This window comes from Bacillus cereus group sp. Bc031 (assembly GCF_027716265.1).
GTDB classification, from domain to species: Bacteria; Bacillota; Bacilli; order Bacillales; family Bacillaceae_G; genus Bacillus_A; species Bacillus_A paranthracis.
Genome location: NZ_JAQFUL010000050.1, coordinates 21,420 through 37,025, shown reverse-complemented (window position 1 = coordinate 37,025; position 15,606 = coordinate 21,420). Strand labels below are relative to the sequence as shown.

The window sequence follows — 15,606 nt, the reverse complement described above, 5'->3', positions numbered from 1 at the left end:
AAAGTACATTACGTGTTTTTTAGTTTGTTTGAACGAAAGTTCATTTTGTTTTCGTTCTTAAGTTGATGGGCATGGGGCCTTGGCATGAAGTTGGGCATTTACATCAGCAGGCACCTTGGGAGTGGGAAGACCTGGGAGAGGTAACCGTTAATATTTACTCTTTAGCAGTTCAAACTAAGTTTGGTCATCAAACGAGGCTGGAAGAAGAGGAGCGCTACAAGGCAGCTTTTGCTTATTTAGGTCAAACAGATGCACAAGAGAAGATGAATGAGTTCGAGAAGTTGGTTATGTTTTGGCAATTGCATTTAGCTTATGGAGATCAATTTTATCCGAAACTACATCAGATGTATCGTATGTTACAAAATACAGAAATGCCTAAATCTGATGAAGAGAAAAAGCAGTTGTTTATTTACATGACATCAAAGCTGGCTGGTCAAAATTTAACTCCTTTCTTTGAAAAATGGGGATTAACTCCAAAGGATGATAATAGAGACAAGATAGAGAAATTAAATTTACCGAAATTAGAAAAAGAAATATGGTTATCTACAGACAGCAATCCAATTCGTGAAAAACAAACTGGATTATATGAGGTTCCATACGGTGAGCCGAATGATACAAAAATCCAAAATGTAGAAATTGGTACTACATATGATGAGAAAAAGGCAAAAGAACTCGTACAGAATTTAGGGAAGGGTGTCAAAACAACGGGCGTAATTATGCAAGATAAGCCCGAAGTTGGAGAAAAAACTGTAAAAGTAGAGATTATGGATGAAAAAGGGAATAAGAATTTCATTCCTGTTGTAGTGAATATTGGTTATGGTGATAGTTTAGTATTTAAAGGGCTTAATTATGATACTAATATTAAATCCATCGTAACACTGCAACATGATCAGAAAAAGTTTAGTGCGATGGCCGATTCAAATCCAGTACACTATTATTTTAAAGAAGACACGTATTTTGAATTCTCATTACTAGGCCAAAATGGAAATGAGAAAAAGAAAGCAACAGTAAAAGGTGTTGAAAATGCGGAAGAATTCGCGAAATCAATTAATGGGTTAGAGTTCGAGTATGGTGATGTAGTGAAAGTGTATCACGCTGAATCAGATCGCTTTAATTGGTATCAAAATAATGACTTTATCGGTCAAGGTAAGGCAAAGGTAGAGAAAGAATTATTATTTAAAGTAACAGAAAAGGGCTTTGAGCGAATGGGGGCCCAGCAAGAAGTAAAGGCGTTGCCACAAAAAGTAGTAATCGGAACAAACAGTGAAACATTAGACGCAAAAAACTTTGTTCAAGTGAAAGATGGAGAAGTAATTGGATTTGTAGAAAAACCAAATACAACAAAAATCGGTGAACAAAAAGTAAAAGTAGAAACGAAAGATCGTTTTGGAAATAAGAAAGTGACAGAAGTACCATTAGAAGTGACGTATGGAGATAGTATCGCATATGTGGGATATAACAATGACATTGCTTCAATCGTAACTTTAAAGCATGATGATAAGAAATTCCATGCGACTGATATGGATAGTCAAATCCATAAATATTTTAATAAAGAGCTATACATGGGAATGACGTTATACGATGGAGAAGGAAAAGAGAAAAAACATGTAACAGCAGAAGGGCAAGAAACTTCAAAGGACTTTGCGAAGCAAGTGAATGGTATGCAGTTCGAGTATGGAGATGTAGTGAAAGTATTTCATGCGGAACCAGATCGTTTGAAATGGTATCAAAATAACAATCTTATTGGTCAAGGTGAGAAACAAGGAACGAAAGAACTATTCTTCAAAGTGACAGAAAAAGGTTTTGAGAGAATGGACATGCTACAAGAAGTAACAGCAAAGCCACAAACAGTAGTAGTCGGAACAGAAATTGAAAAGCTAGATGCGAAAAACTTTGTTGAAGTAAAAGGCGGAGAAGTAGTTGGATTTGCGGAGAAACCAAATACAACAAAAATCGGTAAACAAACAGTAAAAGTAGAAACGAAAGATCGTTTCGGAAATAAGCAAATAACAGAAGTGCCAGTAGAAGTGATTTACGGAGATAGCATTATGTTCTTCGGTACATGGCACGACGGAACGAATATTAAATCGATTGTTACATTAAATCATGAAGAAAAGAAATTCAGTACAACAGATTCAGAAGGTCCAATGCATACTTCATTTAAAGATGAAAAGTATATGGCGATGGCTGTATATGATAAAGATGGGCAAGAGAAAAAAGAAGTAACAGTAAAAGCATCTGAAAATACAAAAGAATTTGCAGCGCAATTCAATGGTATGGCTTTTGAATATGGTGATATAGTAAAAATTTATCAAAAAGAATTTGATCGTTTTAAAGTGTATAAAAAGAATGAATTCATTGATGCGAAGTATGGTGTTAACGAAGTGTTCTTTAAAGTGACAACGCAAGGTTTTGAACAAATGGGAGCGCAGCAAGAAGTAAAAGCGTTGCCACAAAAAGTGGTAATCGGAACAAACAGTGAAACATTAGATGCGAAGAAGTTTGTTGAAGTAAAAGGTGGAGAAGTAGTAGGTTTTGTAGGGATGCTAGATACATCGAAGATTAGTAAACAAACAGCGAAAGTAGAAACGAAAGATCGCTTTGGAAATAAGAAAGTGACAGTAGTTCCTGTAGAAGTTACATATGGAGATAGTATAGTATATCAAGGTGTGTCCAATGTAACGCGTTCGATTGTTACGTTAAATCATGATGAAAAGAAATTACATGCAACATTTACAAATGATACAATTCATTATCGTTTTGTAAATGAACAGTATATAGGTCTTACGATTTATGATGGAAATGGAAACGAGAAAAAACATGTAACAGCAGAAGGGCAAGAAACTTCAAAGAATTTTGCTGAGCAAGTAAACGGTACGCCATTCCAGTATGGGGATACGATAAAAGTGTATCATGCAGAATCTGATCGTTTAAGTTGGTATAAAACTGGTGAGTTACTTGGAAAAGGAGATGCGAAGAAATTTAAAGAGATTTCCTTCAAGATTACTCCAAATGGTTTAGAACAAGTACAATAATAAAAAGCTCGTAAAACACTATGTTTTACGAGCTTTTCTTTATTATTCAGCTTCAGAAACAACTGTGAAGCGTTCGTTTACGTGTTTTGGATTTTCGATTTCATCAAGTGCTGCTACTGCGAAGTCTTCGTAACTTACGTAGCTATCACCTTTTGCGTTCACAAGAAGATTGTCTTTGCCAGCTGTATAAGAACCAGTGCGTTTTCCTAATGCGAATAGTGCAGAAGGGCTGATGAATGTCCAAGTAATATCGTTAGTTTGTTGCAGAATTTCTAAGTTTTTACCTTGGTTTTGAGCTGTTGCAAGGTATTCTTTCGGGAAACCTGGCGTTTCAAATACACGTGTTGTTTTCTCTTCGTCTACAAATAAGCTTCCAGCGCCGCCAACTACAAGTAATTTTGTATTTGGTGCACCTTTCATAGCTTCAATAAGTACGTTTCCTGCATCTACGTGAAGGTGTTCTTCGCCTGCTGGAGCGCCGAATGCATTGACAACTACATCGAATGCCTCTAGGTCGTTAGATGTAAGAGAGAATACATCTTTCTCTAAAACTTTTACATTGTCTTCTGTAATTTTTGCAGCGTTTCTTACGATTGCAGTTACTTCATGTCCGCGATCCAATGCTTCTTTTAAAATACGACTTCCTGCTTTACCAGTTGCTCCGATAATTCCGATTTTCATAATAAATCCCTCCAAAGTGTTTTGTTAAAGTGTATATCTGAAAGTGAATGAATGTATTGTAATTAGGTTTGTTACAACCTGTCGTAATCATTATAGTTACAGGTTGGTATTTTTGTTAATGGGTTGTTTAGGAATTTGTTTTTTGTTTTAGTATGTACATTTGCTAAAAAGAGGAGTCATGAAACCTCTAATATTTGGAAATTGAAAATTGTCGAAAAATGTTGATTTTTAAATATTTTTTAAATATAATTCGTTTTATGGAGAAAAGGAGGGGTTAATTGTATGAATATTTTGGAACAATTCGTTTCATCGACGAATACAATTCTTTGGTCGTATATTCTTATTGCAATGTTAATTGGTTTAGGTCTTTATTTTTCTATTAAATTGAAATTCGTACAAATTACTCATTTAGGGGAAATGATTCGATTAATGAGTGATGGATTAACTGGAAAGACGCGTAAAAAAGGTAGTGTATCTTCTTTCCAAGCATTTTGTATGAGTTCAGCAGCCCGTATTGGTATCGGTAACTTAGCTGGGGTAGCTTTAGCGATTTCTATGGGAGGACCTGGAGCAGTATTTTGGATGTGGGTTATTGCGATTATTGGGGCGTCTTCAAGTTTTGTAGAAAGTACGCTTGCCCAAATTTATAAAGTAAAAGACGGCAGTGGCTTCCGTGGTGGTCCTGCTTATTATATGGAAAAAGGTTTAAATAAACGTTGGATGGGAATTTGGTTTTCTATCCTTATTACAGTTAGTTACGGTTTAATTTTCAACTCAGTACAAGCAAATACAGTTACATTAGCGTTTAAAAATGCATTTGGTTTAGAACGTTATATTGTTAGGATTGTATTAGCTGTATTAGTTGCAGTTATTATTTTTGGTGGTGTAAAAAGTATCGCACGTATGTCGGAAATGATTGTTCCGCCAATGGCGCTTATTTATATTGCGGTAGCTATTTTCGTGGTCATTAAAAACTTCTATTTAATACCAGATGTGTTTACAGAAATCTTTAAAGGTGCATTCGGTTTAGATTCAGCTGTAGGTGGCGGTATCGGTGCTGCGATGAAATATGGTATTCAGCGCGGATTATTTGCGAACGAAGCAGGTATGGGTAGTGCGCCGAACGCGGCAGCAACAGCTGATGTAACGCATCCAGCAAAACAAGGTTTTATTCAAACAATTGGCGTATTAGTAGATACATTCTTAGTATGTACATCAACAGCATTTATCGTACTATGTTCTGGTGCATATAAAGCAACGAATTTAGAAGGTATTGAACTAACACAAAATGCATTAAGTTCACAAATTGGCCCATGGGCAAGTAGCTTCTTAGCGATTATTATTTTCTTATTTGCGTTTAGTTCACTTTTAGGAAACTACTATTATGGTGAAACGAATATTGAATTCATTAAACAAAGTAAAACTTGGTTAACAATTTACCGTATTGCGGTAGTGGGAATGGTATTATTCGGTTCTGTTGCGACGCTTCAAGTTGTTTGGAATATGGCAGACTTATTTATGGGTCTAATGGTAATCACAAACTTAATTGCGATTACACTTCTTGGCCGATTTGCGTATGCGGCATTGGCAGACTATGTAAGGCAAAAGAAACAAGGAAAAGATCCAGTCTTCCGTGCAGATTCTATTTCTGGTTTAACGAATACAGAGTGTTGGGATAAGTCAGCGGTAACGGATAAAGAAAAAGCAGTGTAAATGAAAAGGCGAGCATCGAGTTGAATTCGATGCTCGCCTTTTTTGTTGTAGTAAAGGATGAAAAGGGTGAGAGGTAATTGTTAATATAATTTTTGTTTGTTCATTTCTCATATTATTTGTAGGGAACGTACTGTCTTAAAGGTATGGCTGGTCGCATAGGATGAGTGATTTAGTATTGGATAAATGTGCGTACTAGTTATAATTTTGCGTAAAAAAACACATGTGTTAAGTAAGTTAACCTACTTATGTTAGAAAACCTAACATAAAGTTCTTGATTACTAAGAGTTTTTAGAATATAATTTTCTTATTGTTAGGAAGAGGGGGCAATGCAATTATGGATTTTTTAGCTAAGGTAATTGGGGATATAAATAATGTCCTTTGGTCATATATCATTATTGCGATGTTAATTGGGTTAGGACTTTACTTTTCATTTCGTGTGAAATTTGTCCAAGTTCGTTACTTCGGTGAAATGATTCGATTGCTTGGGGATGGGGCGAGTTCGAAAACGAGGAAAGCACAAAAAGAGAAGAGTGGTGTATCATCATTCCAGGCTTTTTGTATGAGTACAGCTTCTCGTGTAGGTACTGGTAACTTAGCTGGTGTAGCTATTGCAATTTCAGCAGGTGGTCCAGGAGCAGTATTTTGGATGTGGTTAATCGCGGTAATTGGGGGTGCTTCTGCATTTGTCGAGAGCACATTAGCGCAAATTTATAAAGTGAAAGATGGGAATACGTTCCGTGGTGGCCCAGCGTATTATATGGAAAAGGGTTTAAATAAGCGCTGGCTTGGAGCTATTTTCTCTGTATTAATAACAGTAAGTTTCGGATTAATTTTTAACGCTGTACAATCTAATACTGTAGCAGCTGCTTTTGATGGGGCATTCAAAACAGATAGTAGATTAGTAGGTCTTGTAATGGCTGGTTTACTTGCAGTTATTATTTTTGGCGGAGTAAAGCGAATTGCACGCGCGGTTGAAATGATTGTTCCAGTAATGGCGATTATTTATGTAGCAGTAGCATTATTCGTTGTTGTAACAAACATTACGGCAATTCCGTATGTATTTAAAGAAATTTTCTTACATGCTTTCGGAATTAAAGAAGTAGTAGGCGGGGGATTAGGTGCTGCGATTTTATTAGGGGTAAAACGCGGATTATTCTCAAATGAAGCAGGTATGGGTAGTGCGCCGAACGCGGCTGCGACTGCAAACGTAACGCACCCAGTTAAACAAGGTTTCATTCAAACTTTAGGGGTATTTACAGATACATTATTAATTTGTAGTTGTACAGCATTTATCATTCTTTTATCAGATGTGCATAATGCAGCTGATTTAAATGGTATTCAATTAACGCAACAAGCGTTAAGTCAACATATCGGTCCATGGGCTTCTATATTTGTAGCAGTTGCAATCTTCTTGTTTGCATTTAGTTCATTAGTAGGTAACTACTACTATGGTGAAACGAATATTGAATTCTTAAATGGAAGTAAAGTGCTATTAACAGCTTACCGCATTGCTGTACTTGGTATGGTTATGTTAGGTTCTGTAGCAACAATTCAAATCGTTTGGGATTTAGCAGATTTATTCATGGGTATTATGGCTGTTATTAACTTAGTGGCAATCGTATTCCTTTCTAAGTACGCTTTTGCGGCATTATCAGATTATGTAAAGCAAAAGAAACAAGGAACAGATCCAGTCTTCTATGCGAATTCAATTCCAGGTTTGAAAAATACAGAGTGCTGGGAAGAGCAAGTAGCAGATAAAGAAAAAGCGGTATAATGAGGTGAGCATCAAGTGAAACTTGATGCTCATTTTTTGTTTTATCCAGATATTTGTCGGTAGTAAAAGACGAACATTAATGAGTGTTTTATAATAAAATGTAATTTTTTAAAGAAAAGTGCGGATATGAGTTGTGATTTATGTTAGAATGGAAAATGCCTTTGAAACAAGAGGTTTTATGATTTTTCCTATCTGATTGAAGATTTTGGAGGGGAAATGGAAAGTTCGGGTTATTTCTTGTTTTAGTGGTCAGACGTTCAACGTTAATGAAGAGTTAAATGGAGGATTTTATTAATGAAGTTTGTTATGTTTCTTGTAGGATTACTCGTTGTATTTGTACTCGGTTTTCTTATAAGCTCCGATCGAAAGAAGATTAAGTATAAACCAATCGCAATTATGCTTATTATTCAGCTAGCATTATCTTATTTCTTATTAAATACACAAGTTGGTTATATTTTAGTAAAAGGAATTTCAGATGGATTTGGCGCGCTTCTTGGATATGCAGAAGCTGGAATCGTTTTCGTATTTGGTGGCCTTGTTAATAAAGGAGAGGTTTCATTCTTCTTAACAGCGTTATTACCAATCGTATTCTTTGCCGTTTTAATTGGAATTCTGCAACACTTTAAAATTTTACCGATATTTATTCGTGCTATTGGTACGTTGTTAAGTAAAGTAAATGGTCTAGGAAAATTAGAATCATATAACGCAGTAGCAGCTGCCATTGTTGGGCAAGCGGAAGTATTTATTACAGTAAAAGATCAATTAAGTAAAATCCCAAAACACCGTTTATATACATTATGTGCATCTTCTATGTCGACAGTATCGATGTCAATCGTCGGTTCTTACATGAAAATGATCGAACCAAAATATGTAGTAACAGCACTTGTATTAAATTTATTTAGTGGTTTCATTATTATTCATATTATTAACCCGTACGATATTACAGAAGAAGAAGATACACTGAAATTAGAAAATAAGAAAAAACAGTCATTCTTTGAAATGCTAAGCGAATATATTATGCTTGGTTTCACAATCGCGATTACGGTAGCAGCGATGTTACTTGGTTTCGTAGCATTAATTACAGCAATCAATAGCTTGTTTGATTCTATGTTCGGTATTACATTCCAAGCTATTTTAGGATACATTTTCTCACCATTAGCATTCGTAATGGGTATTCCGCAAGCAGAGATGGTAACAGCGGGACAAATTATGGCAACGAAATTAGTATCAAACGAATTTGTTGCGATGCTTGATCTTGGAAAAGTAGCTGGTGATTTATCGGCTCGTACAGTTGGTATTCTTTCTGTATTCCTTGTATCATTTGCGAACTTCTCATCAATCGGAATTATCGCAGGTGCAACGAAAGGTATCGATGAAAATCAATCAAATGTTGTATCATCATTCGGTCTACGCCTTGTGTACGGTGCGACATTAGTAAGTATTTTATCAGCGATTATCGTTGGTGTTATGTTATAAAAAAGATGGTCCTAGCTCATAGCTAGGGCTATTTTTTTATGGTAAATTTGCATAGAAAAACCAATTAATTAGGAATATATTAACATATAAAAATCTTTTTAAATTTATATTGCTTTTCAGTTAGATAACGCTTACAATTTGATTTGTAGGTGGTATCAATTTCAGACTTTCAAGTATGGTAGGAGAGAAGAGGCTACCTTTAATAAATTGCAATTTATGTAAACGCTTACTGATTTTAGATAACAGTTGAATAGTATTTAGGGGTTTTAAATTTTTTTAACATCAATGGTCAGACGTCATTCGTTATACGTTATACGTTATACGTTATACGACCAATAACTCGTGGGAGAAGTGGAGGATTCACATATGAAAATAGTAATGTTTCTAGTCGGTTTACTTGTAGTATTTGTACTAGGGTTCCTTATCAGTTCAGATCGCAAGAAAATTAAATATAAACCAATTGCACTTATGCTTGTCATTCAATTGGTACTTGCATATTTCTTACTGAATACAAAAGTCGGATTTGTATTAGTAAAAGGGATTGCAGATGGGTTTGGCGCTATTTTAAAATTTGCGGAAGCAGGGGTTAATTTCGTATTTGGTGGTCTAGCAAATGATGGACAAGCACCATTCTTCTTAACGGTATTATTACCAATCATTTTCTTAGCAGTATTAATTGGGATCTTACAACATATTAAAATTTTACCGATTATCATTCGTGCAGTCGGTTTCCTATTAAGTAAAGTGAACGGTTTAGGAAAACTAGAATCATATAATGCAGTAGCAGCTGCGATTGTTGGTCAAGGGGAAGTATTCATTACAGTAAAAGATCAATTAAGCAAATTACCGAAAAATCGTTTATACACACTTTGTGCATCTTCCATGTCTACAGTATCGATGTCAATTGTCGGTTCTTATATGAAAATGATTGATCCAAAATATGTAGTAACGGCACTTGTATTAAACTTATTTAGTGGATTCATTATCGTTCATATTATTAATCCATATGACGTGAAAGAAGAAGACGACATTTTAGAATTACAAGAAGATAAAAAGCAAACATTCTTTGAAATGTTAGGCGAATATATTATGCTTGGTTTCTCTATCGCTGTAACAGTAGCGGCGATGTTAATTGGTTTCGTAGCATTAATTACAGCAATTAATGGTGTGTTCGATTCAATTTTCGGAATCACATTCCAAAGCATTTTAGGATACATTTTCTCACCATTAGCATTCGTAATGGGTATCCCAACATCAGAGATGTTAACAGCAGGACAAATTATGGCAACGAAATTAGTAACGAACGAATTCGTTGCAATGCTTGATCTTGGTAAAGTAGCTGGTGATTTATCAGCTCGTACAGTAGGTATTTTATCTATCTTCCTTGTATCATTTGCGAACTTCTCATCAATCGGAATTATCGCAGGTGCAACGAAGAGTATCGATGGCAAACAAGCAAACGTTGTATCATCATTCGGATTAAAACTTGTATACGGTGCAACGTTAGTAAGTATATTATCAGCGGTTATCGTTGGGGTTATGCTTTAATAAATAGTAAAGAGGTCGTTTATCTCTCGCCTAGAGGGATGAACGGCTTTTTTTGTTTTGGTATGATAAATAGTGTGGAGAGGGGAATTAGGGTGAAAGAACAGAATAGTTTAAAGGAATTTGATGAGGTTATAGATAACATTAATCGTTTAACTGGAGAAGATGCTAGAGCGTTTTTGAAATTGATACATGGATATTTGAGCATAGTAGAAGAAGGAGATGGAACTTTTAATAGTGACTTTGTTGAAAAGGTTTCTGGGCTCTATAAAAAGGATGTGGCGAGGGTTATTCAACTTAGAGAAGAAATAAAAAAATCACCTTAATCCATTCATTAAGGTGATTGAAATACTACTCAGCTGGAGGCGTAAATGTACGTTTCTCTAATTCAGCATCTAGCATAAATAATGCGTTTGAATCGCTTGTAATACGTTTTAATTTTTGGATAATGCTATCGAATGAAGCTTCTTCTTCTACTTGCTCATCGACGAACCATTTTAAGAATGTAATTGTTGCGTGTTCACGCTCATCCCAGGCGATATTAGATAGGTTGTAAATACGTTTCGTTACTTCACGCTCGTGCTCAAGTGCTACTTCAAAAGCATTCAGTACAGAGTCATATTCGTTATTTGGATTATCAAATCCAGTAATAATAGCGCGCTCACCGCGGTCATTAATGTAGTTGTAAAGCTTCATTGCGTGGAAACGTTCTTCTTCAGCTTGTACAAGGAAAAAGTTAGCGAATCCATCGTAGCTCTCGGCTGTACAGTAAGCAGCCATTGCCATATAAGCGTGGGCAGAGTAAAATTCAAAGTTCATTTGATCGTTTAGTGCGTCGTGCAATTTTTTTGATAACATAAAATCCCCCTTAGTATTGTGACAAGAATATTATACCATAATTGATAATATTCTCATTTAGATGTCTCGAACCTTTTCGAAAGCTTTGTGACGTGTGCGTCCATAATGTCTTGTAAGTCCAAATCATATTTTTGCGAAAGAATAATAAGATTAGATAGTACATCACCAAGTTCTTCTTTTAGTTCTTGTTTTAGCTCTTCTTCTGTTTTCACGTTTTCATCAGGACGATCCCGACCGATTTCGATTGCGCGAACAACGCGTGAAACTTCCCCAACTTCCTCTGTTAAGAAATTTAACCGAATAAAGGCATTATACTGTGACCAGCTTCGTTTTTCGTAAAATTCCTCAACCCATCTTTCAAATGCGACAATATCCATTTCTTTCTCATCCCCTCAATATGTTGTACAATGTTCATTGTATCATAACAATATATAGTTTTGGGGTGTAAGGATGAGAAAGATTTGTGTGTTTGCAGGTTCCAATTTAGGGGAGAGACCAGAGTTCAAAGAGCAGGCAATTGAATTAGGTAAAATGTTTGTTGAGAATGATTATGAGCTTGTATACGGTGGTTCTTGCGTTGGATTAATGGGAGAAGTAGCAAACGAAGTTCTTCGCTTAGGTGGTCGTGTAACAGGTGTTATGCCGCGCGGTCTATTCCGAGGAGAGATCGTTCATACAGGGTTAACAGAATTAATTGAAGTAGAAACGATGCATGAACGTAAAGCGAAAATGGCAGAGCTTGCGGATGCTTTTATTGCACTACCAGGCGGATATGGAACGTTTGAAGAGCTATTTGAAGCAGTATGTTGGTCACAAATTGGTATACATAATAAGCCAGTTGGTTTCTTGAACATAAAAGATTTTTATGGACCAATTCTGCAAATGGTTGAACGTGCAGCAGAAGAAGGATTCATGAATCCATCAAATAAAGAGTTAATCGTTTCAGCTGAGACAGCCGATAAATTAATTCATGAAATACAGAATTACGAGCGTCCTGTTTTTAAAAGTATTTTAGCAGCATCTATTCTTGTTATGCTAATTGTTTCAATACAGAAGAAAGAGCTTATTAATGCGTTTTCGCTTTGGTTTATTTCGATATTGTGTGTTGGTGTTTCCGCGATCACGTTGTTTATGTCTGGGTTTATTATTGATGAGTATAATTTAGGTGGAGATTCGGTCTCGTTTGATATGTTTATTGGGATAGTTTGTATTAGCGGTTTGAATTTCATTATTTATTATAGGCGGAAATAAAAAGGAGGCATTCCGTATTACTTTGGAATGCCTTTATCATTTTGATTACTTTGTTTTTTATACAAGTACCAGCCACCCCAGCCGCCACCAATTGCTACTACAACGAGGAAAGCGTAGTCTTTCACCTCGATACGTATGTTGAAAATATTAGCTATAAGTAAGACAATCCCAACTGTTATTAATGCAAAAAATGCTCTAATTAAGTAGTCTTTCAACTGAACCACTCCCGCCATTTAAGTAGTAAATGATGAATATGGAAAAGCTTTTTTGGATCTAGTTTACTAAAGGGTGTTTCCTATATCTTAACATAAAAGAGATTGTAATATATTGATGAAAGTAGGGGAGAGGAGCGCTGATATTGTCGTGATTTGTCGGTAAGTCGATATATTGAGAAAATCGCTGATATATTGGATGGAATCGCCGATATAATTGGAAAATCGCTGATATATTGAATGGAATCGCCGATATAATTAGAAAATCGTTGATATAAATTTCATGTACCAACAAAAGCGACCATTCCATAGAAAAAAGCGCCTCGTAATCAGGAGTTCCAACACCCTCCTGTTCTGAACGAGCCGCTTCCGCTTTTAGGTGATATCCAGCTCCAGCGGCTAGAACAGTCGGTTGTTTCACGCCTTCATTCGAGGCAAAAAGCGCCTCGTAATCAGGAGTTCCAACACCCTCCTGTTCTGAACGAGCCGCTTCCGCTTTTAATGATATCCAGCTCCGGTGACTAGAACAGTCGGTCATTTCGCGCCTTCCTGTGAGGCAAAAAACGCCTCTTCGTCAGGAGCTCCAATGCCCTCCTGTTCTGAGCAAGTCACCTCCGCTTTAAAGTCTATTATTGATTCAAGAACGCACGTAGCATCCAAGCGTGTTTTTCTAGTTCTGTGTAGATGCCTAGTAGTAGGTCAGATGTCATTTCGTCGTCAGAGTTTTGAGCGATTTCCATGCCTTTTTTCAGTTCGACTAGCATCATTTCGTAGTCTTTCATGATTGCTTCGACCATCCCTTCTGCAGTTTCTCCGTATGCTGCTTCTTGAATAGAAGATATTTCTAGGTACTCTTTCATTGTTGCTACTGGTTTGCCGCCAATTGCTAAAATACGTTCTGCAATTTCATCGATGTGAGTAGCTGATTCTGTGTAAAGTTCTTCGAATTTCTCATGTAATGTGAAGAATTGAGGTCCTTTTACGTACCAATGGAAGTTGTGTAGTTTTGTGAATAAAACGCTCCAGTCTGCTACTTGTTTGTTTAATACTTCGATTACTTGTTTGTTCATTATGATCAATCTCCTTTTGAGTTGTTATGTGATATCAATTACTAATTTATAATTATTATAATCTAGTAATTCGTATAAATCAACCCTTTTGCTGGAATTAATTTGAACAAATTATGAACTGTGTAAATAAAAATCCCTATTACTGTAGAGTAATAGGGATTTTGTTTGATATATAGCTCTTGTTCTGAACGAGCCGCTTCACCGTTTAGTTGTTATACAGCTTTTTTATTCTCTTCTACATCCTGTCCATCCCAGCACTCTGTATTTTGTAAGCCAGGGATAGAGCTTGCAACGAAAACAGGATCTTTTCCTTGTTTCTTTTGCTTCATATAGTCTACTAATGCTGCGTAGGCGAATTTGCTTAGGAATGAGATGGCAATTAAGTTTGTCAATACCATTAGTCCCATGAATAAATCAGCTAAGCTCCAAACTGTTTGAAGGGCAGCGATTGATCCGAAGAATACCATTCCGACAACTGCAACGCGATAAATCATTAACCAAGTTTTGCTTTCTTTAATAAATGCGATGTTTGTTTCACCATAATAGTAGTTTCCTAGTAAAGAACTGAACGCGAATAGGAAAATAATAATTGCTAAGAAAGTGCTTGCCCATGGTCCGATTTGTGAACTTAATGCATTTTGTGTTAATTCGATACCTTGTAAGTTTGTTCCTTTGTAAAGGCCCGAACATAATACGATAAAAGCTGTTGATGTACATACTAAGAACGTGTCTACGAAAACACCTAACGCTTGAACAAGTCCTTGTTTGACAGGGTGAGATACATCTGATGTTGCGGCTGCGTTAGGGGAGCTACCCATACCTGCTTCTGTTGCGAATAGACCGCGCTGAATTCCGAACTTAATTGCTGCTCCAATACCACCAGCGATGGCTTGGTCTAAACCGAATGCGCCATTAAATATTTCCATAAAAATGCTTGGTAACATAGTAAAGTTGTTAATAACAACAAAAATAGCCACACCAATATAAATGATTGCCATTGGAGGAACAATCATTTCCGTAATACGTGAAATGCTCTTAATACCACCGAAAATAATAACTGCAACTAATAAAGCTAATAGAGCTCCTACGATCGTTCGCTCTAGTCCAAAAGCATTTTCAAATGCTATTGTTACTGTGTTTGCTTGTACAGAGTTGAAAATTAATCCGTACGCAACTGTAATAAGAAGTGAGAACCAAACACCCATCCAGCGTTTGTTTAATCCTTTTTCCATATAATATGCTGGGCCACCACGGAATCTGCTTCCATCTTTTACTTTATAAATTTGCGCGAGCGTACATTCTACGAAACTAGTAGCTGCTCCAAGGATAGCGATAAACCACATCCAAAATACTGCGCCAGGTCCGCCCATTGAGATAGCTAATGCTACACCAGCTAAGTTTCCGATACCGATACGTGCAGCTGCACTTAAGCAAAATGCTTGGAACGGTGAGATGCTATCTTTCTTTTTTTCTTTTCGATTAAATCCTTTACTAATTAATCCGACCATCTCACCGAAATGAGTAATTTGGACAAATTTTAATTTAAAAGAGAAATAAAGACCGAAGCCGATTAGCATTGCAATAAGAATATATGACCATAAAATATTATTCGTTACCTCAAGGAATCTGCTAAAGATATCAACCATATAATACACTTCCTTTTTTCCGTAATAAGAAAATTATATGCAAAAAATATACGAGAATCAATTTTTCTAAAAAATCATGTTACTTAAATATATTTTGTGTTATGATTATGTTACGTGATAATATTTTTAGAATTATTTACATTTTAAAAAACTAAATATAAAGCGAGAAAGAGGAGATGATTTGAAAGAAGAATCTTTATGGAAAGTAAGCCTTGAGAGTTTGAAAATGAGAAGTAATATATGTTTTATCATTACATCTTTTAGTATCTTTTTAGGAGCCACTTATTATTACAATAAAAGATTTCCAAATCACAGGTATCCTGAATGGTTAGAATTTCTAAAATG

At 35.9% G+C, this 15,606-nt stretch carries 12 protein-coding genes and 2 pseudogenes; 7 read left to right on the top strand and 7 right to left on the bottom strand.

Translation table 11 applies throughout. The features are described 5' to 3' along the window. Positions 1-56: 56 nt before the first annotated feature. Positions 57-3,035, top strand: a pseudogene (locus PDQ33_RS18550) (putative mucin/carbohydrate-binding domain-containing protein); the annotation flags it as partial. Between the two features lie 42 nt (positions 3,036-3,077). Here the strand turns inward: PDQ33_RS18550 and PDQ33_RS18545 are convergent. After that, a complete protein-coding gene (locus tag PDQ33_RS18545; protein ID WP_061131787.1) occupies positions 3,078-3,716 on the bottom strand; it encodes an NAD(P)-dependent oxidoreductase in 639 nt (212 codons plus the stop codon). 282 nt (positions 3,717-3,998) lie between these two features. Between PDQ33_RS18545 and PDQ33_RS18540 the strand changes: the two genes are divergently transcribed. The 5 genes from PDQ33_RS18540 (at position 3,999) to PDQ33_RS18520 (ending at position 10,550) form a co-directional block, all read left to right on the top strand. Beyond that, entirely contained in the window at positions 3,999-5,429 is a 1,431-nt protein-coding gene (locus PDQ33_RS18540) for an alanine/glycine:cation symporter family protein (protein WP_270757027.1), read from the top strand. A gap of 334 nt (positions 5,430-5,763) precedes the next feature. After that, positions 5,764-7,203 (top strand): alanine/glycine:cation symporter family protein, encoded by a 1,440-nt coding sequence (locus PDQ33_RS18535; RefSeq protein WP_270782915.1) that lies wholly within the window; start codon positions 5,764-5,766, stop codon positions 7,201-7,203. Between the two features lie 294 nt (positions 7,204-7,497). Next, positions 7,498-8,679 (top strand): NupC/NupG family nucleoside CNT transporter, encoded by a 1,182-nt coding sequence (locus tag PDQ33_RS18530; protein WP_000673861.1) that lies wholly within the window; start codon positions 7,498-7,500, stop codon positions 8,677-8,679. Between the two features lie 366 nt (positions 8,680-9,045). Further along, positions 9,046-10,227 (top strand): NupC/NupG family nucleoside CNT transporter, encoded by a 1,182-nt coding sequence (locus tag PDQ33_RS18525; RefSeq protein WP_000706846.1) that lies wholly within the window; start codon positions 9,046-9,048, stop codon positions 10,225-10,227. 92 nt (positions 10,228-10,319) lie between these two features. Next, a complete protein-coding gene (locus tag PDQ33_RS18520) occupies positions 10,320-10,550 on the top strand; it encodes a hypothetical protein (RefSeq protein ID WP_061131954.1) in 231 nt (76 codons plus the stop codon). 25 nt (positions 10,551-10,575) lie between these two features. Here PDQ33_RS18520 and PDQ33_RS18515 read toward each other — a convergent pair whose 3' ends face one another. Both PDQ33_RS18515 and PDQ33_RS18510 read right to left on the bottom strand, forming a co-directional pair. Continuing rightward, positions 10,576-11,082 (bottom strand): ferritin, encoded by a 507-nt coding sequence (locus PDQ33_RS18515; RefSeq protein WP_270756524.1) that lies wholly within the window; start codon positions 11,080-11,082, stop codon positions 10,576-10,578. 53 nt (positions 11,083-11,135) lie between these two features. Continuing rightward, complete coding sequence (locus PDQ33_RS18510) at positions 11,136-11,459, bottom strand: MazG nucleotide pyrophosphohydrolase domain-containing protein (RefSeq protein ID WP_000355737.1); 324 nt, start codon at positions 11,457-11,459, stop codon at positions 11,136-11,138. A gap of 88 nt (positions 11,460-11,547) precedes the next feature. On the opposite strand from PDQ33_RS18510, the pseudogene PDQ33_RS18505 reads away from it, so the two are divergent. Continuing rightward, positions 11,548-12,081, top strand: a pseudogene (locus PDQ33_RS18505) (TIGR00730 family Rossman fold protein); the annotation flags it as partial. Between the two features lie 269 nt (positions 12,082-12,350). Here the strand turns inward: PDQ33_RS18505 and PDQ33_RS18500 are convergent. The 4 genes from PDQ33_RS18500 to PDQ33_RS18485 form a co-directional block, all read right to left on the bottom strand. Continuing rightward, the gene (locus PDQ33_RS18500; protein WP_000656322.1) at positions 12,351-12,548 is read right to left on the bottom strand and encodes a hypothetical protein; all 198 of its coding nucleotides are present in this window, start codon (positions 12,546-12,548) and stop codon (positions 12,351-12,353) included. Between the two features lie 58 nt (positions 12,549-12,606). Next, positions 12,607-13,083, bottom strand: coding sequence for a hypothetical protein (locus PDQ33_RS18495; protein WP_270756525.1), 477 nt, complete (start codon positions 13,081-13,083; stop codon positions 12,607-12,609). A 91-nt stretch (positions 13,084-13,174) separates the two neighbouring features. Beyond that, positions 13,175-13,615, bottom strand: a complete 441-nt coding sequence (locus PDQ33_RS18490; RefSeq protein WP_001041890.1) for a Dps family protein — start codon at positions 13,613-13,615, stop codon at positions 13,175-13,177. Between the two features lie 212 nt (positions 13,616-13,827). Beyond that, positions 13,828-15,261 carry an alanine/glycine:cation symporter family protein gene (locus PDQ33_RS18485; RefSeq protein WP_000227570.1) on the bottom strand — a complete coding sequence of 478 codons (1,434 nt, stop codon included), beginning with the start codon at positions 15,259-15,261 and terminating at the stop codon, positions 13,828-13,830. Positions 15,262-15,606 lie beyond the last annotated feature (345 nt).